The sequence below is a fragment of the Methylibium sp. T29-B genome (assembly GCF_000576225.1).
In the GTDB taxonomy this organism is placed as follows: domain Bacteria; phylum Pseudomonadota; class Gammaproteobacteria; order Burkholderiales; family Burkholderiaceae_C; genus Methylibium; species Methylibium petroleiphilum.
The window spans coordinates 1-20,100 of sequence record NZ_AZSN01000014.1 but is presented as its reverse complement, the minus strand read 5'-3'; the positions used below and the strand labels follow the sequence as shown (position 1 = coordinate 20,100).

Below are 20,100 nucleotides of genomic sequence, written 5' to 3'. Positions count from 1 at the left end.
CGAGGAGTCCCCCGCATGCCGGCGTTCAAGCGCATCCTGCTCAAGCTTTCCGGCGAGGCCTTGATGGGCGACGACGCCTACGGCATCAACCGCGCGACCATCGTGCGCATGGTGCAGGAGGTTCGCGAGATCACCGAGATGGGTTGCGAGGTGGCGGTGGTGATCGGCGGCGGGAACCTCTTCCGAGGCGTGGCCGGCGGTGCCGTCGGCATGGACCGCGCGACGGCCGACTACATGGGCATGCTCGCCACGGTGATGAATGCACTCGCCCTCGCCGACACGATGCGCCAAGAGGGCATGACCGCCCGGGTGATGTCGGCGATCGGCATCGAGCAGGTGGTCGAGCCCTATGTTCGCCCCAAGGCCTTGCAGTACCTCGAAGAAGGCAAGGTGGTGATCTTCGCCGCCGGCACCGGCAATCCGTTCTTCACCACCGACACCGCCGCCGCGCTGCGCGGGGCCGAGATCGGCGCGCAGATCGTGTTGAAGGCGACCAAGGTCGATGGCGTCTACTCCGCCGATCCGAAGAAGGATCCCGGCGCCACGCGCTACGCCAAGATCAGCTTCGACGAGGCGATCAGCAAGAACCTGCAGGTCATGGACGCGACGGCGTTCGCGCTGTGCCGCGACCAGAAGCTGCCGATCAAGGTGTTCTCGATCTTCAAGCCCGGTGCCCTCAGGCGCGTGGTGACGGGAGAGGACGAGGGCACCCTGGTGCATGTGTGAACCCGTCCGAGGATCGCAACAACATGAGCATCGCAGACATCAAGAAGACGTTCGAGCAGAAGTCGGCACGTTCGATCGAATCCTTCAAGTCGGAACTGCAGAAGATTCGCACCGGCCGCGCCCACCCCGGCATCCTGGACCAGGTGCACGTCGAGTACTACGGCTCGATGGTGTCGATCAGCCAGGTGGCCAACGTGAGCCTGCTCGACGCCCGCACCATCAGCGTCCAGCCGTGGGAAAAGGGCATGGGCCCGAAGATCGAGAAGGCGATCCGCGAGTCGGACCTGGGCCTGAATCCGTCGTCGCAGGGTGAGCTGCTGCGCGTTCCGATGCCGGCGCTGAACGAAGAACGCCGCCGCGACCTCACGAAGGTGGTGCGCGGCGCCGGCGAGGACGCACGGATCGCGGTGCGCAACCTGCGCCGCGACGCCAACGACCAGGCCAAGAAGCTCCTGAAGGACAAGGCCATCTCCGAAGACGACGAGCGCCGCTCGCTCGACGAGGTGCAGAAGCTCACCGACCGCGTGATCGCCGAGATCGACCGACTGGTGCAGTCCAAGGAAGCCGAGATCCTCGCGGTTTGAGAGCCTCCGGTGTGCGTAGCGCCTCCGCCGTGAGCCAGGCCCCCGCCGCGATCCCGCGCCACGTGGCCGTGGTGATGGACGGCAATGGCCGCTGGGCCAGCAAGCGCTTCATGCCGCGCTTCGTCGGGCACAAGCAGGGCGTCGACGCGCTGGTGCGCACCGTCAAGGCTTGCGCCGATCGTGGCATCGAGTACCTCACGGTGTTCGCGTTCTCCAGCGAGAACTGGAAGCGGCCCGAAGAAGAGGTGTCGGGTCTGATGGGGCTGGTGCTGGTGGCGGTCTCCAAGTACCTGGCCAAGCTGGCGAAGGAGGGCGTGCGCATCCGCATCGTCGGCGACCGCGATGCGGTGTCCGACAAGGTGCGAGAGGCCTGGGCGGAGGCCGAGCGCAGCACCGCGCACAACACGCGCATCACCTTGTCGGTCGCGTTCAACTACGGTGGCCGCTGGGACGTGCTGCAGGCCTGCCGGCAGGCGATCGCCGACGGCATACCGGCTGACCAGCTGAACGAGGCCCGGCTGGGACAGTACATGGCGCTCAGCCACGCGCCCGATCCCGATCTTTTCATCCGCACCGGTGGCGAGGTCCGGATCTCGAATTTCCTGCTGTGGCAGGCGGCCTACTCGGAGCTGTACTTCACCGATTGCCTGTGGCCGGACTTCGGTGACGTCGAGCTGGATGCTGCGCTGGCCGCCTACGCCGCGCGCGATCGCCGCTATGGTGGCGTGAAGCCGGTCGCAGCGGTGGCGGCCGATCCGCAGGCCACGGTCTGAGCTCGGCCCGCACGATGCTCAAGCAACGCATCATCACGGCGCTGCTGTTGCTCGCGGCACTCCTTCCGGCCTTGTTCGCCGCGGCCCTGTGGCCGTTCGCGCTGCTGCTGCTGGTGATGATCGGTGCCGCCGGCTGGGAGTGGGGGCGCCTGAACGGTCTCGGATCGGTGGGTGCGGTAGCGCTGGGCGGACTGGTGGCCGCGGGCGGATCGGCAGCCTACGGTCTGGGCTGGCCCGACGTGGCGGCGGAGGGCGCCGGGTGGTGGTGGGTCGCGACCGCGGCCTGGGTTCTGGGCGGCGCGTGGGTCCTGCGCCGTGGCGTCGCCGGCTGGCCGACCCTGAGCCCGCCGCTGCGCTGGATGCTCGGCGCGCTGCTGCTGTGGAGCGTCTGGCTGGCGATGGTGGCCGCCAAGGCACGCGGCGTGAACTTCCTGCTCTCGGTGTTCACGCTGGTGTGGGCGGCCGACATCGCCGCCTATTTCGGCGGCCGCGCCTTCGGTCGGCGCAAGCTGGCGCCGGCCATCAGTCCGGGCAAGAGCTGGGAGGGCGTGTGGAGCGGCATGGCTGGCGTGCTGGTGCTCGCCCTGGTCTGGATCGCCCTCGATCGGTACACCGGCCAGTCGGTGTCCAGCCTGTACAGCCAGTTGCTCGAACGGCTCGGGTTCGCCGGGCTGGCCGTGGCACTGGTGTTTCTCACGGCAATGAGCGTCGTCGGCGATCTGTTCGAGTCGCTGGTCAAGCGCAGTGCCGGCGCCAAGGACAGCAGCGCGCTGCTGCCGGGCCACGGCGGCGTGCTCGACCGTATCGACGCGTTGCTGCCGGTGTTCCCACTGGCGCTGGCGCTGTGTTCCTTCTGAAGACGCCATGACGATGCAACGTGTGTGCCTTCTCGGTGCCACCGGCTCCATCGGTGTCAGCACCCTCGATGTGATCGCGCGCCATCCCGACCGCTACGAACTGTTCGCACTCAGCGCCCACAGCCGAATCGACGAACTGGCGGCGCAGTGTCTGCAGTTCCGGCCGCGCTACGCGGTGTTGCCGGACGCCGCGGCAGCGCAGACGCTGCGCGAGCGGCTCGCGGCAGCGGTGTCGAAGTGCTGTCCGGCGCGGCCGCACTGGCCGAGGTAGCGGCCCACCCGGAGGTGGACACGGTGATGGCGGCGATCGTCGGCGCCGCCGGGCTGGCGCCCTGCCTGGCTGCTGCGCGCGCCGGCAAGCGCCTGCTGCTGGCGAACAAGGAGGCGCTGGTGGTGGGCGGTGCGCTGTTCATGGCGGCGGTGAAGGAAGGCGGCGCCACGCTGCTGCCGATCGACAGCGAACACTCGGCGATCTTCCAGTGCCTGCCGGAGGATCGCAGCACCTGGGCGCGGCGCATCGATCACATCGTGCTGACGGCTTCAGGCGGGCCGTTCCGCAGCCGTGACCCGGCCAGCCTGCGCGACGTCTCGCCCGACGAGGCCTGCGCCCATCCGAACTGGGTCATGGGCCGCAAGATTTCAGTCGATTCGGCGACGATGATGAACAAGGCGCTCGAGGTGATCGAGGCCCGCTGGCTGTTCGACCTGCAGCCCGAGCAGGTGCGTGTCGTTCTGCACCCTCAGAGCATCATCCACTCGATGGTGGTATGCCGCGATCATTCGGTGCTGGCGCAGCTCGGAACGCCCGACATGCGCGTCCCGATCGCCTACGGGCTGGCGTGGCCGGAACGGATCGAGTCCGGAGCCGAGCAACTCGACTTCCTGCGGCTGGGGGCTCTCAGCTTCGAGCCGGCCGACGAGCGCCGCTACCCCGGGCTGCCGCTGGCCTGGGCCGCCCTGCGCGGGCCCGAGGGCGGCACGGCGGTGCTGAATGCCGCGAACGAGGTGGCCGTGGCGGCCTTCCTGGCCGGAACGATCCGCTTCGACCAGATTCACAGCGTCAATGCCCACACCTTCGAACGCACGCCGCTTGGCGCCGGGGCCGCGGCCTCGCTCGCGGGCCTGCTCGCGCTGGACGCGGAAGCCCGCAGCGTGGCGCGCCAGCACCTGAAAGCCCTGTCATGACCACCTTGCTGGCCTTCCTGCTGACGCTCGCCATCCTGATCGTCGTGCACGAGTACGGGCACTACCGGGTTGCCGTGGCCTGTGGCGTGAAGGTGCTGCGCTTCTCGGTCGGTTTCGGGCGGGTCGTGTGGCGCCGCCAGCGGGGGAGACCGAGTTCGTCGTCTCGATGCTGCCCCTGGGCGGTTACGTGAAGATGCTCGACGAACGCGAGGGTTCGGTGCCCGCTGCCGAACGCGCTCGGGCCTATAACAACCGACCGCTGTGGCAGCGATCGAGCATCGTGGCGGCCGGCCCGGCCGCCAACCTGCTGCTCGCAGTGCTGCTGTACGCCGCGGCCAACTGGGTCGGGCTGGAGGAACCCAAGGCCGTCCTCGGCGCGCGACGGTCGGCAGCATTGCCGATCGCGCGGGCCTGGCGGCGGGCGACTGGGTGCGGGGCGTCGTGCAGGACGACGGCGGTATCGAGCCGGTGCAGTCGATGACCGATCTGCGCTGGCAGCTGACCGACGCCGCCCTGCGCGGCGAACGCATCGCGCTGCGCATCACCGACGCCCAGGGGCACGGCGAGCGCACGGTGCGCCTGGCGCTCGAGGGCGTGGACGCTCGCGAGGTCGATGCCGAGCTGATGCGCCGCATCGGCATCGGCGCGCCGTTCAGCGAGCCGGTGCTCGGCAAGCTGGTCGAGGGCGGACCCGCCGCGCGGGCCGGGCTGCGTGAAGGCGACCGCGTGCTGGGCGTCGATGGCGCCCGCATCGACGATGCCGGACGGCTGCGCGAGACGATCCGTGCGGCCGTGCGGGACGGCGTGCCGGTCCCGATGGCGTGGGAGGTACAGCGGGGCAGCGAGCGGCTATCGCTGACCGTGATGCCGGGGCTGCTGACCGACGGCGCCCGCAGCGTGGGCCGGATCGAGGCCTACGTGGGGCAGGCGCCGGAAACGATCACGGTGCGCTACGGCGTGGTCGATGGCCTGGTGCGCGGTGCCCAACGGACCTGGGAAGTGGCGGCACTGAGCTTGCGCATGCTGGGCAAGATGCTGATCGGCGAGGCCTCGCTGAAGAACCTGAGCGGGCCGCTGACGATCGCCGACTACGCCGGCCAGTCGGCACAACTCGGGCTGGCCTACTACCTCGGCTTCCTCGCACTGGTGAGCGTCAGTCTCGGCGTGCTCAATCTGCTGCCGTTGCCGATGCTCGACGGCGGACACCTCATGTATCATCTTTCGAAGGAGTGACAGGGCGGCCGGTCTCTGAGGTGTGGCTCGATCGGCTGCAGCGCGGGGGGCTGGCAATCATGCTCGTGATGATGTCACTCGCCCTCTACAACGACGTGGCCCGCCTGCTGGGCCTGCATTGACCGCATGGCCTTCTCCCGCGCGCTCCTCCTGTCGACGGTCCGTCCGTCGCTCTCCTTGGCCACCCCTTCCGCGTTGCGCCCCTCGATTCTCGCCGCCGCCCTGGCGGTGGCAATGCACGCGGCGCCGGTGTGGGCGGTCGAGCCCTTCGTGCTCAAGGACATCCGTGTCGAAGGCCTGCAGCGGGCCGACGCCGGTACCATTTTCGGCGCGCTGCCGTTCCGTATCGGCGACACCTACAGCGACGAGAAGGGCGCCGCCGCGCTGCGCGCGCTGTTCGCCACCGGCCTGTTCAAGGACGTGCGACTGGACGTCGATAACGACGTGGTCGTCGTCATTGTCGAGGAGCGGCCGATCATCTCGTCGGTGACCTTCGTCGGGCTCAAGGAGTTCGACAAGGACGCGCTGACCAAGTCGCTGAAGGATGTGGGCATCGGCGAAGGCCAGCCGTTCGACCGCGCCCTGGCCGACCGTGCCGAACAGGAACTCAAGCGCCAGTACCTCACGCGCAGCCTCTACGGTGCCGAGGTCGTGACCACCATCACTCCGGTGGAGCGCAACCGCGTCAACGTCACCTTCACCGTCAGCGAAGGCGAGGTTGCGAAGATCAGCGACATCCGCATCACCGGCAACAAGGTGTTCTCGGAAAGCACGCTGCTCGGGCAGTTCGAGCTGACCACCGGCGGTTGGCTCACGTGGTACACGAAGACGGATCGCTATTCGCGTACCAAGCTCAATGCCGACCTCGAGACACTGCGCGCCTATTACCTGAACCGCGGCTATCTCGAGTTCACCGTCGACTCCACCCAGGTGGCCATCTCGCCGGACAAGCAGAACATTTCGATCACGATCAACGTGACCGAAGGTCAGCCCTATACCGTGACGGCGGTCCGCCTCGAGGGTGAGTACCTCGGCAAGGAAGACGACTTCAAGGCGCTGGTGGCCATCAAGCCGGGCGAGGCGTATCGCGCCGAGACGGTCGCCGAAACGACCCGCCGCTTCACCGAGATGTACGGCGCGTTCGGCTACGCCTTTGCACGCGTCGAGCCGCGGACCGAGATCGACCGTGCCACCGGGCGCGTCGAGGTGGTGCTGGTCGGCGAGCCGAGCCGCCGGGTCTACGTACGCCGCGTGAACGTGGCAGGCAATACCCGCACCCGCGACGAGGTGGTGCGGCGCGAATTCCGGCAGTTCGAGTCGTCCTGGTACGACGGCCGGCGCATCAAGCTGTCGCGCGACCGCGTGGACCGGCTCGGCTACTTCAGCGAGGTCACCATCGACACCGCCGAGGTGCCGGGTGCGCAGGACCAGGTCGATATCACCGCCCAGGTGGTCGAGAAGCCGACCGGCAATCTGCAACTGGGCGCCGGCTTCTCCAGCGCGGAGAAGGTCTCGCTGACCTTCGGCATCCGACAGGACAACATCTTCGGCAGCGGCAACTACCTGGCTTCGAGGTCAACACCAGCCGCTACAACCGCAACATCGTGGTCAGCACGGTCGATCCGTACTTCACGGTCGACGGCATCTCGCGCGCCATCGACGTGTTCTACCGAACGGCCAGGCCGATCAACAGCCAGGGCGAGGATTACAAGCTGGTGACGCAGGGCGGGGCGATCCGTTTCGGCGTGCCGTTCAGCGAGTTCGATACCGTGTTCTTCGGCGCGGGCTGGGAGCGGACCCAGATCGAGGCCGGTGTCTCGATCCCGAACAGCTATTTCCTGTACCGTGAGGCCTTCGGTGACACGACCGACAGCCTGCCGCTGACGCTCGGTTGGCAGCGCGACGGCCGCGACAGCGCGCTGGTCCCCACCTCCGGTCTCTACCAGCGGCTGAACGCCGAATGGAGCGTGGCGCTCGACACCCGGTATCTGCGCACCAACTACCAGATCCAGCAGTGGATTCCGCTGTCGAAGAAGTACACGCTGGGCCTCAATGCCGAAGCCGGCTGGGGCAAGGGCTTCGGCGGCCGTCCGTATCCGATCTTCAAGAACTTCTACGGCGGCGGCCTCGGGTCGGTGCGGGGCTTCGACCAGAGCTCGCTGGGCCCGATCGACGTGACCGGCGCCTACATCGGCGGCAACCGCAAGCTCAACCTGAATGCCGAGTTCTACGTCCCGGTGCCCGGCTCGGGCAACGACCGCACGCTGCGCCTGTTCGGCTATCTCGACGCCGGCAACGTGTGGGGCGAGGACGAGAAGCTCAGCCTCGGCGACCTGCGTGCCGCGGCCGGCATCGGCCTGAGTTGGGTCTCGCCGGTCGGGCCGCTCAAGATCAGCTACGGTCAGCCGGTGCGCAAGTTTGCGCAGGATAGAATTCAAAAGTTGCAATTCCAGATCGGGACCGCGTTCTGATGAAGACCTTGTCATTGATGCCGATGCTTGCCGCGGCGGTGCTCGCTGCCGGAGTGACGGCGGCGGCAGCGCAGGAACTGAAGATCGGCTACGTGAACAGCGAACGCGTGCTGCGCGAGGCAGGCCCCGCGAAGGCGGCCCAGGCCAAGCTGGAATCCGAGTTCTCCAAACGCGAGAAGGAATTGGCGGACGTCGCTGCGAAGCTGAAGACCGCTTCGGAAAAACTCGAGAAGGATGCGCCCACCCTGGCCGAAGGCGATCGCAGCCGCCGTCAGCGCGACCTGGTCGAGCAGGACCGCGAGTTCCAGCGCAAGCGGCGCGAGTTCCAGGAAGACCTGAACCAGCGGAAGAATGAGGAACTGGCCGGTGTGGTCGATCGCGCCAACAAGGTGATCAAGCAGATCTTCGAGACCGAGAAGTACGACGTCATCCTCCAGGAAGCCGTGTTCGCGGGTCCGCGCGTCGACATCACCGACAAGGTGATCAAGGCGCTGAACGGCGCGAAGTGAGGCGCGTGGCCGCGCGGTGATCGACTCGGCAGAGGTCACTCTCGGCGACATCGCCGCAGCACTCGGCGGCGAGCTGATCGGCCCGAAGTCACTCGACATCGCCCGCATCGGGCCGCTCGAGGACGCCGACGCCGCCACCATCTCCTTTCTGGCCAATCCGCGCTACCGCGCCCAGCTGGCCGGCAGTTCGGCAGGCTGCGTGATCGTGGCGCCGGCCCTGCGTGACGAAGCGGTGGCCCGCGGTGCGGCGATCGTCACGCCCGATCCCTATCTCTATTTCGCGCGCCTGACCCAATGGTGGGCGCGGCGCGTGCGGCCGGCAGCGGTCACCGGGGTGCACCCGAGCGCGGTGGTCGATCCCGGCGCACGGCTTGGCGCTGGCGTCAGCATCGGCGCGCTGGCGGTCGTCGAGGCCGGCGCGCAGATCGACGACGGTGCGGAGATCGGTGCGCAGTGCTTCGTCGGGCGCGCGGCGCGCGTCGGCGCAGGCACTCGGCTGCATCCGCGCGTGACCCTGGCGTTTGAGTGCGTGGTCGGTGCCCGCTGCATCGTCCACAGCGGCGCCGTCATCGGCGCCGACGGCTTCGGCTTCGCGCCGAGCCGCGAGCACGGCTACGTGAAGATCGAGCAACTGGGCGCCGTGCGCATCGGCGACGACGTGGAGATCGGCGCCAACACCTGCATCGACCGCGGTGCGCTCGGCGACACCGTGATCGAGGACGGCGTGAAGCTCGACAACTTGATCCAGATCGCCCACAACGTGCGAATCGGCCGGGGCACTGCGATGGCCGCCTTCACCGGCGTGGCCGGCAGCACGCGCATCGGCGAAGGCTGCACCTTCGGTGGCGGCGCCGGCGTGGTCGGCCACGTGAGCATCGCCGACGGTGTGCACGTCTCGGCTCACACGGCCGTGCTGCGCTCGATCGACAAGCCCGGCGTGTACACCGGCATCTTCCCGCTGGCCGAGAATCGCGCGTGGGAAAAGACCGCGGTCACGCTGCGCCAGTTGCCGGCGCTGCGCGAGCGCATCCGCGCACTGGAGCGCCAGGCCGCTGCCGCTTCCGACCAAGAACCAGGCGCCGCCGACGCGAACGGCGCCGAGAACACGCCATGATGGACATTCACCAGATCCTCGAGAAACTGCCGCATCGCTATCCGTTCCTGCTGGTGGACCGGGTGCTGGAGGTCGAGGCCGGCGTGCGCATCAAGGCGCTGAAGAACGTCACGATCAACGAGCCGTTCTTCGTCGGGCACTTTCCGCACCGGCCGGTGATGCCGGGGGTGCTGATGCTGGAGGCGCTGGCGCAGGCCGCCGCGTTGCTGAGCTTTGCCGACAACAACCTGCAGTCCGACAAGAACTCGGTGATCTATTTCGTCGGCATCGACGGTGCGCGCTTCAAGCGGCCTGTGGAGCCCGGCGACCAGCTGATCCTCGAGGTCGAGGCCGATCGCGTCCGCGGCGGCATCCACAAGTTCAAGGCACGCGCCACGGTCGCCGGGGAACTGGCCTGCGGTGCCGAGCTGATGTGCACGATGCGCAGCGTCGCCTGAAGGCGCCGGCGATGAGCACGGTCCATCCCACCGCGATCGTCGATCCGCAAGCACAGCTCGCGCCTGACGTCCAGGTCGGGCCGTATGCGGTCATCGGTCCCCACGTGAGCATCGGTGCCGGCACCACGATCGGTGCGCACTGCGTGATCGAGGGCCACACGACGATCGGGACCGACAACCGCATCTGGCAGTTCTGCTCCATCGGCGCGGCACCGCAGGACAAGAAATACGCTGGCGAGCCCACCCGGCTCGAGATCGGCGACCGCAATACCATCCGCGAGTTCTGCACCTTCAACTGCGGCACCGCGCAGGACAGCGGCGTCACCCGCGTCGGCAACGACAACTGGGTGATGGCCTACGTGCACATCGCGCACGACGTGCAGCTCGGCAGCCAGTGCATCCTGGCCAACAACGCCACGCTGGCCGGCCATGTGCACGTGGGCGACTGGGTCATCATCGGCGGCCTCACCGGCGTGCATCAGTTCGTGAAGATCGGCGCGCACGCGATGGCCGGTTTCCAGACCGCGCTGTCGCAGGACGTGCCCCCCTTCATGATGGTCGACGGCAACCCGGCCGAGGTGCGCGGCTTCAACGTCGAGGGGCTGCGCCGGCGCGGTTTCGGCGCGGAGCGTATTGCCCAGGTCAAGCAGATGCACCGCCTGCTCTATCGCAAGGGGCTGACGCTCGACGAGTCGAAGGCGTCCATCGCCGCATTGCAGGGCGGTGTCGACGGCGGTGATGAGGATCTCGGGCTGATGCTCGATTTCCTCGCCGCCTCCAAGCGCGGCATCGTCAGATAGCACCACCATGCAGCTCGGCATGGTCGCTGGCGAAGCCTCTGGCGACCTGCTCGCCGGCTTGTTGATGGGGGGCCTGAAGGCCCGCTGGCCGACGCTGCAGGCGGCCGGTATCGGCGGCCCCGACATGGTGGCCCAGGGCTTCGAGGCCTGGTGGCCCAGCGAGCGACTTTCGGTGCACGGCTACGCCGAGGCGCTGAGGGTCTACCGCCAGCTCGTCGCGCTGCGTACCGAGCTCGGCGACCGTCTGCTGGCGCAGCGCCCTTCGGCTTTCATCGGCATCGATGCGCCCGATTTCAACCTCGGCCTCGAGGCACGCCTGAAGGCAGCCGGCTCAAGACCATCCACTTCGTCTGCCCGTCGATCTGGGCCTGGCGCGGCGGGCGGGTGCACAAGCTGGCCGCGTCGGCCGACCATGTGCTGTGCCTCTTTCCGTTCGAGCCGGCGCTGCTGGCGAAGGCGGGCGTGCCCGCCAGCTACGTGGGCCATCCACTGGCCGATGCGATTCCGTTGGACGTACCGCGCGCCGCCGCTCGCGCTGCGCTTGGCCTGGGTGACGGCGAGACCGTGGTGGCCGTGATGCCCGGCAGCCGCCGCGGCGAGATCCGCCACATTGCTCCCGACTTCCTGCGCGCCGCACGGCGGCTGCGCACGGCGCGGCCTGGCCTGCGCTGCCTGCTGCCGGTCGCGCCCGGCCTGCGTGCGATGGTCGAGGCGGCGGTGGCCGAAGCCGGTGCGCAGGAGGCGGTGGAGCTGGTCGACGGCCGTTCGCACGAGGTGATGGCCGCCAGCGACGTGGTGATGGTGGCCAGCGGCACCGCCACGCTGGAAGCCGCGTTGTTCAAACGGCCGATGGTGATCGGCTACCGCGTCCACTGGCTCAACTGGCAGGTGATGCGCCACATGCGCTACCAGCCTGGGTGGGCCTGCCGAACGTGCTGAGCGAGGACTTTGTCGTTCCCGAACTGCTGCAGCACGCGATGACGCCGGACGCGCTGGCCACCGAAACGCTGCGCTGGCTCGACGATCCGGCTGCCTGCGAGCGCATCGCGGGGCGCTTTACAGAGCTCCATTTCCTGCTCCGGCGCGACACCGCTCGCGCCGCCACCGATGCGATCGCGCAAGTCATCGCGGGCTGAGGCGCCGGGCCTGCCGACCGACCGGCAGCTCGGCCTGTCATGGGACGTCCCGGGCCTGCTGGCCGGTGTCGACGAAGCCGGCCGCGGGCCGCTGGCCGGGCCGGTGGTGGCCGCGGCGGTGATCCTCGATGACGTGCAGCCGATCCGCGGCCTGGGCGACTCCAAGGTCCTGAGCGAGCGGGTGCGCGAGCGGCTGTTCGACGAGATCCGCGCGAAGGCGCTGTGCTGCTGCATCGCCGAGGCCAGCGTCGAGGAGATCGACACGCTCAACATCCTGCAGGCCACGCTGCTGGCGATGCGCCGCGCGGTTGCGGGCCTGCGGCTGCGGCCGAACAAGGTGCTGGTCGACGGCAACCGGCTGCCGGTGTTACAGGTGCCGGCCGAGGCCATCGTCAAGGGGGACGCGAAGGTGGCTGCGATCTCGGCGGCGTCGATCCTCGCCAAGGTGCATCGCGACCGTCTCTGCCTCGCGCTTCACGAGGCGCACCCGCAGTACGGCTTCGCGGGCCATAAGGCTACCCGACGCCCGACCACCTTGCGGCGCTGCGCGTCCACGGGGCCTGCGGCGCGCACCGACGCAGCTTCGCGCCGGTGCGCGAGGTGTTGCTGGAGCGGCGGCCGTGACCAGCGGCCCTCAGTTCATCAGCTCGCGCGACAACGCGCTGCTCGTGCGGCTGCGCAAGCTGGCGCAGGACCCGGGGGCCTACCGCAAGCTCCGCGCGGTCTGGCTCGAGGGCGACCATCTGTGCGAGGCCTGCGTGTCGCGCGGCGTCGTGCCGGCGCAGGCGGTGGTCAGCGAGGCTGGCTGGGTCGATCCGCGGTTGCAGCGGCTGGCGCGAGCGGCGCCGCGCATCGCGGTCGTGGCCGACGCGCTGTTCGCGCAACTCAGCGGCCTGGAGTCGCCGGCCCGGCTGGGCTTCGTGCTCGATCACGCGACCGAGGCGACGGCGGTGCAGGCGGGGGTGGCGACCGTCGTGCTCGACCGGCTGCAGGATGCCGGCAACGTCGGCAGCGTCCTGCGCAGTGCAGCAGCGCTCGGCGTGGTGCAGGTCGTCGCGCTCAAGGGAACCGCGGCGCTGTGGTCGTCGAAAGTGCTGCGCGCCGGCATGGGCGCGCATTTCGCGCTGCACCTGGTCGAATCGGCCGAGGTCGGAGACCTGGACGCGCTGGGCGTGCCGCTGCTGGCCACCAGTTCCCACGCCGGCCTCGCGCTGGCCGAGGGACGATTGCCGAGTCCCTGTGGCTGGGTGCTCGGGCACGAAGGCCAGGGCGTCGGCAAGGCGCTGCTGGCGCGCTGCAGCGAAACGCGGCGCATCCCGCAGCCGGGCGGCCAGGAATCGCTGAACGTGGCTGCTGCCGCCGCGATCTGTCTCTACGAGTCGCTGCGCCAGCGCGGCAGCGCGTAGCGCGCGGGGTCGAGCGCGTCGCGCAGATCGGCTTCGAGCGGGCAGGGCGCGCCGCTGATCCACGAGGCCAGCAACTGGCCACCGAGCGCGGCCCAGGTGATGCCACGCGAACCGAGGCCGGTGAAGACATAGAGACCGCCTCGCGCGTCGCGCTGGCGCGGCACGAAGCGCGGCTGGTCGGCGCGCGAGGTGCGGTCCAGCGCCTCCAGGTCGGGCACTGCACCGATCAGCGGCAGCCGATCGCTCGTCACTGCGCGCCACCCCACGCGGCCCTGCCAGGGCAGGCTGGACCAGGCTTCGACGTCGCCGCCCGACAGTCCTGCGAGCTGTTGCAGATTGAGTCGGTGGTCGGCATCGCGCAGCGCGGGATCGATGTCGTCGGGCTGGCTGGTGGCGCCGAAGAGCAGCCGACCGCCCGTCTGCGGCAGCACATAGCCGCCGCCGGCGACCGGCAGGCGCGGGCAGGGCAGGGTGGCGGGGTGACCGTCGGTCGCCAGGCTGCTGATCTGTCCACGCACCGCCGTCAGCGGCCACGGCACCTCACCGCGGCCGGAGGCCAGCAGGCCGTTCGCACCGAGCCCGTTGGCCAGCACCAGCACCGGTGCTTCGGCGATCACCTGGCGCTGTTCGTCGAGCACGCGCCACAGGCCGCTATGCCGCTCGATGGTCGCCACGTCGGTGCCACCCCGAAAGCGGGAGCACTGCGCGCAAGCAGTTCGCGCGCATAGTCGCGCGGCGCGAGCCAGCCGCCGCCCGGGTAGAACCAGGCGCCGCTCGGCAGGGCGAGGCCGGAGAGCGTGCTCGCGACGGCCCGGTCCATCCAGTCGATATAGCCGGGGGCGATCTGCTGGGCCGCCATTGCCGCGCGCGCCGCGTCGTCCGACCACCTCGATTCGAGGCGCAGGCAGCCAGCGAGCTGGCCGGACACTCGGCCTGCGCGATCCACGCGCCGGCCAGGCGTTCGGTCGCCAGTGCCGCGGCTCGCAGTGTGCGGGCATGCGGACCGTCGTCGCGGTGGAAGCTGCCGTGGAACAGGCCGGCCGGATTGCCAGACGTGACGTCGGCCGGCTCCGCCGCACGATCCAGCAGCTGGCACTGCCAGCCCTGTTGCGACAACGCCCAGGCTGCCGCGCAGCCGGCCAGACCGGCGCCGATCACCAAGGCTTCGCGTGAGGCCGCGTCGTGCGCATGCCAGCCACCGGGCGGGGGCACCGCGATGTGCCTTGGTGTGAATCGCGCCACCGTGATGTCGCGCTTGCCGCCGGTACCGGCTGTGGTTTCCACCGTGAAGCCGGCTGCCGAGAGCCCGTCACGCACGACCCGCGCAGCGCTCCAGGTCGCCGCGGTTGCGCCGGGCGCGGCGAGCCGGCCCAGGCGCTGAAGTCGGCGCGGCTCCCACATCTCAGGATTGCGGGCCGGGGCGAACCCGTCGAGGAAGAAGGCGTCGACCGACACCACCAATTGCGGCAGCAGCAAGGCCACGTCACCGAAACCCAGCAGCAGTTGCACGCGACCGCCTTCGAAGGCGATCGGATGCAGATTCGGCGTCGACAAGGGCCAGGCCGAAACCAGTGCACGGGCCAATTCGGGCAGCGGTGAAGCCGCGTGCGCACGAGCCAGGTCCTCGCGCGTCAGCGGATGCTTCTCGATCGAGACGAACACCAGCCGCTCGCAGCGCTGCGGGTCACGTTGCCAGGCGTCCCAGGTGGCGAGGAAGTTGTTGCCCAGGCCGAAGCCGGTCTCGAGGATCACGAAGCGCCCGCGACCGCCCCAGCGCGCCGGCAGCCGGTTACCGCCGAGGAAGACGTGGTGTGCCTGCTGCAGCGCGCCCGCCGCCGGGTGGTAGACATCGCCGAACTCCGGCGCCAGCGGCACGCCGTCGGGTGAGAAGGCCAGGCGGCCTGGCGTGATCGGCGCCGTCTTCATGCCGACGCGCGCGCGGCGAGCCAGACCAGCAGGGCGTCACGTGCCGGGCCGAGGCCGCGATAGGCGAGCACCGCATCGCTCATCGTCGACAGCGCGGCATGCAATGCAGTGGCCTGGCGTGGCGTCGTGATGGCCTGCGTCATCGCTTGCACGTTCACATGGATCGTGAACACGGCCTGCTGCAGCGCGGGCAGCGGAATGAAGGTCTGGTGCTCGGTGCGCCAGTGAGCAGCCTCGGCCACGGCCTGCGGGTCGTCGGGCCAAGGCAGCCGCGCGTGGCGGGCCGGATGTTGGTCGTGCGACGGGTGCGTCGTCAGGTTCCAAACGAATCGCTCCCAGCGTTGCGACTGGCAGACCAGCCGCGTCAGGTGCTGGCTGGCCGCGATCAGCGTGGCGTTGTCGGCCACCGGCCCATGCACCGCAGCGAAGGAGCGACCGACCTTCTCGGACGGCGCCCAGTGCGAGGGCAGGCAGACCGCCATCCAGGGCAGCGTGGCCCGCGCGCCATCGACGATGGCCAGATCCTCGTGCAGCGTGAGGCTCAGCAGGCCCGACAGGCGTTGCGCGGGCGGCATCGCCGTGAGGCAGGCGAGCGCCGCTTCGTGCGGCCAGGGCGCCGCGCCGCCGGCATCGGCCAACCTGCCGTCCCAGCGCACGCGACCGCCGAGCCGGTGGGCGGTGACGCCCTCCTCATCGGCGCTCAACGCCGTGAGGGGATCCCGGGCGGCCTCGTGGACCAGCGCCCGCAACGCGGGCAGCGGGTCGAAGTCCGGTGCGCAGAGCAGCGCTTCGCCGGCATGCCGCGTCAGCACCGTGAGCTTCTCGGCGAACGCCGGTGCGGCCGGGTTCAGCGCCGTCAACTGGACCGTCGCCGGCGCCAGCTTGCGCAGCCCCGGCTGCATGCGAAAGGGCGCGCCGACGGCGGCATCGAAGTCGAACCCTGGGTTCATGGTCCGGATGGTGCCTGCAGCCGCCGTGCAGCACCAGAAACGGCAAGGGCACCCGCAGGTGCCCTCGTTCGCGGCGAAGCGAGTTCGCTCACACGCGCTTGCGGTACTCGTGCGTGCGGGTGTCGATCTCGACCTTGTCGCCGGTCTGCACGAACAGCGGCACCGAGATCTCGAAGCCGGTGGCCAGCTTCGCGATCTTCAGCACCTTGCCCGAGGTGTCGCCCTTGACGGCCGGCTCGGTTTCGGTGATCTCGCGCACCAGGCTGGTCGGCAGTTCGACCGAGATGGCCTTGCCGTCGTAAAACACCACCTCGACCGGCATGCCGTCCTCGAGGTACTGGATCGCGTCGCCCATGTTCTCGGATTCCACCTCGAACTGGTTGTATTCGGCGTCCATGAACGCATACATCGGGTCGGCGAAGTAGGAGTAGGTGCACTCCTTCTTCTCGAGCACGATCTGGTCCATCTTGTCGTCGGCCTTGAACACCACTTCGGCACCGGAGCCGTTCAGCAGGTTCTTCATCTTCATGCGCACCGTGGCGGAGTTGCGGCCGCCGCGGCTGTATTCGGTCTTGAGCACGACCATCGGGTCCTTGCCCTGCATGATCACGTTACCGGCGCGGATTTCCTGTGCGAGTTTCATAGTGATTCCGTGTTGGAAGGGGCGGGTCCGTGGCGGCCCGGCCATGCTGCCCAGCGGCAGCGCCGCCTTCTTTCGAGACAACTCGGCATTTTAGCCTCTGTCCGCCGCGAAGCGAAGCAGACAGTCGGTGGCGTCGGGCAGGGCGGCCAGGTGCGCGCTCCAGTCGCGGGCAAGGCGCTGCCAATCCTTCCCTTCGGGCCAGGTCGGCCGGGTAACGCCGGACAGACCGTTCCACCCGTGCCATAGCGCGCGGATCTGCACACCCTGGGCGGGTGCGGCCGCGTCGAGGTAACGGTCCAGGAAGGCGTCCAGCTTGACGGCATGGAAGTCGTCCACCTGCGGGTAGATCTGCCAGATGAAGGGCACGCCCGCCCATTGCGCGCGCGAGAACGAATCCTCTCCGCGCACGAAGTTGAGGTCGCTGGCCCACAGCAGGTGATCGAACTCGTCCTGTGGCAGGTAGGGCAACATCACGGTTCGCAGCGCACCCGTCCGACCGCCGTCGCCGAGCGCGGACCGCACCTGCCGTGCCGCCCGGTCCGGCGTCACCAGGAGGACCGTGGGCACCTCGGCCAGGCTGTCCAGCCAGGTTGGCAAGGCCGCGTTTTCGTAGCAGAACAGGCTGACCACGCGTTCACCCTGCTGGCGCTGCACGCCGTGGGATGCCAGCCAGGCCGTGGCGTCGAAGGCCGCACGGCGCGGCAGCAACTCAGGTTCGCGGATCAGGCCGGCGGTGCGCGGCGTGAAGCCGGGGTAGAGGAACCACTTGCTCAGCCCCTGGCCGGGACCTTCGAGCTGCGGCGAGGGCAGCCCATGGCTGCGCTCCACGTAGGACTCGGCGCTCAGGTACTCGAAGTTGATCCACACCGGCGGGCAGGGGCGCCGCATGCGCTGCACGAAGGTCGCAGGGAGCTGGCACCCGAAGGTCTCGACGACCACGTCGCCCGGCTCGCGGTCCGGCAGCGGCTCGGCCCAGCGCAGCACCTCGACACCAGGCTGCCCGGCCGGGGCCATCCAGGCGAGTGCCGACGGGTCGTCGATCCACAGCCGGACCTGCTGACCGCGCCGCGCCAGGTCGGCAGCGAGCCGCCACGACACGCCGACATCGCCGAAGTTGTCGATCACGTGGCAGAACAGGTCCCATCGCAGCGGCTGTGTCATCGGCGGGATTATCGACAGGGCCACGCTGCACAATCCGCGACCATGACGGCCGCTTCCCCCGACGACACGGTGCCTCCGCCCGACGCCGCCGCAACAGCGGCAGCCGGCGACGAGGCGCGGGACCGCCTGGCGATCGAGGTGGCGGCCTTGCCCAGCCTGCCGGGCGTCTACCGCTACTTCGACGCGCAGGGGACGCTGCTCTATGTGGCAAGGCCGGCAACCTGAAGAAGCGGGTGTCGAGCTACTTTCAGAAGAACCATGGCGGCACGCGCACCGGCCACATGGTCGGCAGGATCGCTCGGCTGGAGACCACGGTGGTGCGCTCCGAGGCCGAGGCGCTGCTGCTCGAGAACAACCTGATCAAGACGCTGAACCCGAAGTTCAACATCCTGTTCCGCGACGACAAGAGCTATCCCTACCTCAAGATCACCGGCGCCGCGGTCGCCGGCGGGCCGTCGCCTGCCGCTGGCACGGCGGCCGCCGTCGACTATCCGCGCATGGCCTACTACCGCGGTGGGGTCGACAAGCGGCATCGCTACTTCGGCCCCTACCCGAGCGCCTGGGCTGTGAAGGAATCGATCCAGCTGCTGCAGAAGGTGTTCCGCCTGCGCACCTGCGAGGACACGGTGTTCAACCACCGCACGCGGCCCTGCCTGCTGTACCAGATCAAGCGCTGCTCGGGGCCCTGCGTGCAGGCCATCGGGGCCGCGGACTACGCACGCGATGTCCGCAACGCCGAGCGCTTTCTGCTCGGTGAGCAGCAGGAGGTGATGGGTACGCTGCAGGCGCAGATGATGGCGTACGCCGATGCGCTGGAGTTCGAGAAGGCCGCCGAGATCCGGAATCAGCTCGGGGCCCTGTCGCGGGTGCTGCACCAGCAGTCGGTCGAGACCAACGCCGACGGCGCCTTCGACAAGGACGCCGACATCCTGGCCGCGGTGGTGCAGGGGGGCGCGCCTGCGTCAATCTGGCCATGGTGCGGGGCGGCCGGCACCTGGGCGACCGGCCCTATTTCCCGACGCATGTCGAGGAGGCGAGTGCACTCGAGGGGATGGAGGACGCCGCCGGGCCGGTCGCCGCGGTGGCCCCGCCCCAGGCCCGCGTCGAGGTGCGGGTACTGGAGGCCTTCATCGCCCAGCACTACCTCGACGGTGCGCCCCCGCCACTGTTGATCACCAGCCATGCGATCGACAAGGCGCTCGTCGAGGCGCTGACCGAAGCCAGCGGCGTGCGCGTTACGGCCCAGCACCAGCCGCGCGACCAGCGCCGGCAGTGGCTGGAGATGGCGGAGAAGAACGCACGCATCAAGCTCACGCAGTTGCTGGGCGAGGAAGGCTCGCAGCAGGCCCGCACGCGGGCCCTGGTCGATGCGCTCGACCTGGCACCCGACCAGTTGGAGCGCTTCCGCATCGAATGCTTCGACATCAGTCACACGGCCGGCGAGGCGACCCAGGCCTCGTGCGTGGTGTTCGAGGAGCACAAGATGCAGCCGGCCCAGTACCGGCGCTACAACATCACTGGCATCACCCCCGGCGACGACTACGCGGCCATGCGCCAGGTGCTGACGCGCCGGTACGCCAAGCTCGCCGAGGCATCCGCCCAGGGCACGGCGCGGCTGCCCGACCTCGTGCTGGTGGACGGCGGCAAGGGCCAGGTGGCGATGGCGCGCGACGTGTTCGAGGAGCTCGGGCTCGACCTGTCCCTGATCGTCGGGGTCGAGAAGGGGGAAGGCCGCAAGGTCGGCCTGGAAGAACTGGTGTTCGCCGATGGCCGCGCCAAGGTCCACCTTGGCAAGGACTCGGCCGCGCTGATGCTGGTGGCACAGATCCGTGACGAGGCCCACCGCTTCGCGATCACCGGCATGCGCGCCCGGCGTGCCAGTGTGCGCACCGGCGGCAGCCGGCTGGAGGACATCGCCGGCATCGGGCCCAAGAAACGTGCGAAGCTGCTGCAGCGCTTCGGCGGCGCACGCGGCGTGGCCAGTGCGAGCGTGGACGACCTGTCGAGCGTCGATGGCATTTCGAGAGAACTGGCGGAGGAGATCTACCGTGTCCTGCACTGAAGAATCGTCGGCGCGACGCACGCGCTGGCACGTGGCCCGCCTCGGGGCCGCACTGGCGTTGACGCTGGGCGCCTGCTCGACCACCGCACCACCGACGCCGAAGCCGGCGCCTGCCCGCCCTGCGGCG

The 20,100-nt window shown here is 69.3% G+C and carries 14 protein-coding genes and 6 pseudogenes; 15 read left to right on the top strand and 5 right to left on the bottom strand.

Features of this window, described 5'->3' with window-relative positions; all coding sequences use genetic code 11:
• Positions 1 to 15: 15 nt before the first annotated feature.
• The 14 genes and pseudogenes from pyrH (at position 16) to Y694_RS04135 (ending at position 13,231) form a co-directional block, all read left to right on the top strand.
• The gene (pyrH, locus tag Y694_RS04195; protein ID WP_011829572.1) at positions 16 to 726 is read left to right on the top strand and encodes a UMP kinase; all 711 of its coding nucleotides are present in this window, start codon (positions 16 to 18) and stop codon (positions 724 to 726) included.
• A gap of 23 nt (positions 727 to 749) precedes the next feature.
• On the top strand, positions 750 to 1,310 hold the full coding sequence (gene frr, locus Y694_RS04190; RefSeq protein WP_011829571.1) for a ribosome recycling factor: 561 nt from the start codon (positions 750 to 752) through the stop codon (positions 1,308 to 1,310).
• A gap of 29 nt (positions 1,311 to 1,339) precedes the next feature.
• Positions 1,340 to 2,083 carry a polyprenyl diphosphate synthase gene (uppS, locus tag Y694_RS04185; protein ID WP_036230143.1) on the top strand — a complete coding sequence of 248 codons (744 nt, stop codon included), beginning with the start codon at positions 1,340 to 1,342 and terminating at the stop codon, positions 2,081 to 2,083.
• Between the two features lie 14 nt (positions 2,084 to 2,097).
• Positions 2,098 to 2,940 carry a phosphatidate cytidylyltransferase gene (locus Y694_RS04180; RefSeq protein WP_036230118.1) on the top strand — a complete coding sequence of 281 codons (843 nt, stop codon included), beginning with the start codon at positions 2,098 to 2,100 and terminating at the stop codon, positions 2,938 to 2,940.
• A gap of 13 nt (positions 2,941 to 2,953) precedes the next feature.
• Positions 2,954 to 4,125: pseudogene (locus Y694_RS04175) on the top strand (1-deoxy-D-xylulose-5-phosphate reductoisomerase).
• Positions 4,122 to 5,480, top strand: a pseudogene (gene rseP, locus Y694_RS04170) (RIP metalloprotease RseP). The pseudogenes Y694_RS04175 and rseP overlap by 4 nt, the downstream one beginning before the upstream one ends.
• A 112-nt stretch (positions 5,481 to 5,592) precedes the next feature.
• A pseudogene (gene bamA, locus Y694_RS04165) lies at positions 5,593 to 7,829 on the top strand (outer membrane protein assembly factor BamA).
• Positions 7,829 to 8,338 (top strand): OmpH family outer membrane protein, encoded by a 510-nt coding sequence (locus tag Y694_RS04160; RefSeq protein WP_011829565.1) that lies wholly within the window; start codon positions 7,829 to 7,831, stop codon positions 8,336 to 8,338. Before bamA ends, Y694_RS04160 begins: the two are co-directional and overlap by 1 nt.
• Before the next feature lie 16 nt (positions 8,339 to 8,354).
• Positions 8,355 to 9,452 carry a UDP-3-O-(3-hydroxymyristoyl)glucosamine N-acyltransferase gene (lpxD, locus tag Y694_RS04155; RefSeq protein ID WP_011829564.1) on the top strand — a complete coding sequence of 366 codons (1,098 nt, stop codon included), beginning with the start codon at positions 8,355 to 8,357 and terminating at the stop codon, positions 9,450 to 9,452.
• Positions 9,449 to 9,889: a 3-hydroxyacyl-ACP dehydratase FabZ gene (gene fabZ / locus Y694_RS04150; protein ID WP_036230115.1), complete on the top strand. Its 441-nt coding sequence runs from the start codon at positions 9,449 to 9,451 to the stop codon at positions 9,887 to 9,889. The genes lpxD and fabZ overlap by 4 nt, the downstream gene beginning before the upstream one ends.
• An 11-nt stretch (positions 9,890 to 9,900) precedes the next feature.
• On the top strand, positions 9,901 to 10,689 hold the full coding sequence (gene lpxA, locus Y694_RS04145; protein ID WP_036230140.1) for an acyl-ACP--UDP-N-acetylglucosamine O-acyltransferase: 789 nt from the start codon (positions 9,901 to 9,903) through the stop codon (positions 10,687 to 10,689).
• A gap of 7 nt (positions 10,690 to 10,696) precedes the next feature.
• Positions 10,697 to 11,825, top strand: a pseudogene (gene lpxB / locus Y694_RS04140) (lipid-A-disaccharide synthase).
• Positions 11,797 to 12,419 (top strand): annotated as a pseudogene (gene rnhB / locus Y694_RS23145) (ribonuclease HII); the annotation flags it as partial. The pseudogenes lpxB and rnhB, both read left to right, overlap by 29 nt.
• Before the next feature lie 26 nt (positions 12,420 to 12,445).
• A complete protein-coding gene (locus Y694_RS04135; RefSeq protein ID WP_036230112.1) occupies positions 12,446 to 13,231 on the top strand; it encodes an RNA methyltransferase in 786 nt (261 codons plus the stop codon).
• Here Y694_RS04135 and Y694_RS25415 read toward each other — a convergent pair.
• The 5 genes from Y694_RS25415 to earP all read right to left on the bottom strand — a co-directional run bounded on the left by Y694_RS25415 (position 13,198) and on the right by earP (position 17,911).
• The gene (locus tag Y694_RS25415) at positions 13,198 to 13,977 is read right to left on the bottom strand and encodes an FAD-dependent oxidoreductase (protein WP_231497531.1); all 780 of its coding nucleotides are present in this window, start codon (positions 13,975 to 13,977) and stop codon (positions 13,198 to 13,200) included. The genes Y694_RS04135 and Y694_RS25415 overlap by 34 nt on opposite strands.
• On the bottom strand, positions 13,883 to 15,157 hold the full coding sequence (mnmD, locus tag Y694_RS22395) for a tRNA (5-methylaminomethyl-2-thiouridine)(34)-methyltransferase MnmD (protein ID WP_231497529.1): 1,275 nt from the start codon (positions 15,155 to 15,157) through the stop codon (positions 13,883 to 13,885). Before mnmD ends, Y694_RS25415 begins: the two co-directional genes overlap by 95 nt.
• The gene (locus Y694_RS04120) at positions 15,154 to 16,107 is read right to left on the bottom strand and encodes a heme-dependent oxidative N-demethylase subunit alpha family protein (protein WP_036230107.1); all 954 of its coding nucleotides are present in this window, start codon (positions 16,105 to 16,107) and stop codon (positions 15,154 to 15,156) included. The genes mnmD and Y694_RS04120 overlap by 4 nt, the downstream gene beginning before the upstream one ends.
• An 88-nt stretch (positions 16,108 to 16,195) precedes the next feature.
• Positions 16,196 to 16,750, bottom strand: a complete 555-nt coding sequence (gene efp / locus Y694_RS04115; protein ID WP_036230106.1) for an elongation factor P — start codon at positions 16,748 to 16,750, stop codon at positions 16,196 to 16,198.
• A 90-nt stretch (positions 16,751 to 16,840) separates the two neighbouring features.
• Positions 16,841 to 17,911: an elongation factor P maturation arginine rhamnosyltransferase EarP gene (earP, locus tag Y694_RS04110; RefSeq protein WP_036230102.1), complete on the bottom strand. Its 1,071-nt coding sequence runs from the start codon at positions 17,909 to 17,911 to the stop codon at positions 16,841 to 16,843.
• Between the two features lie 42 nt (positions 17,912 to 17,953).
• On the opposite strand from earP, the pseudogene Y694_RS04105 reads away from it, so the two are divergent.
• Positions 17,954 to 19,973 (top strand): annotated as a pseudogene (locus tag Y694_RS04105) (excinuclease ABC subunit UvrC).
• Positions 19,974 to 20,100 lie beyond the last annotated feature (127 nt).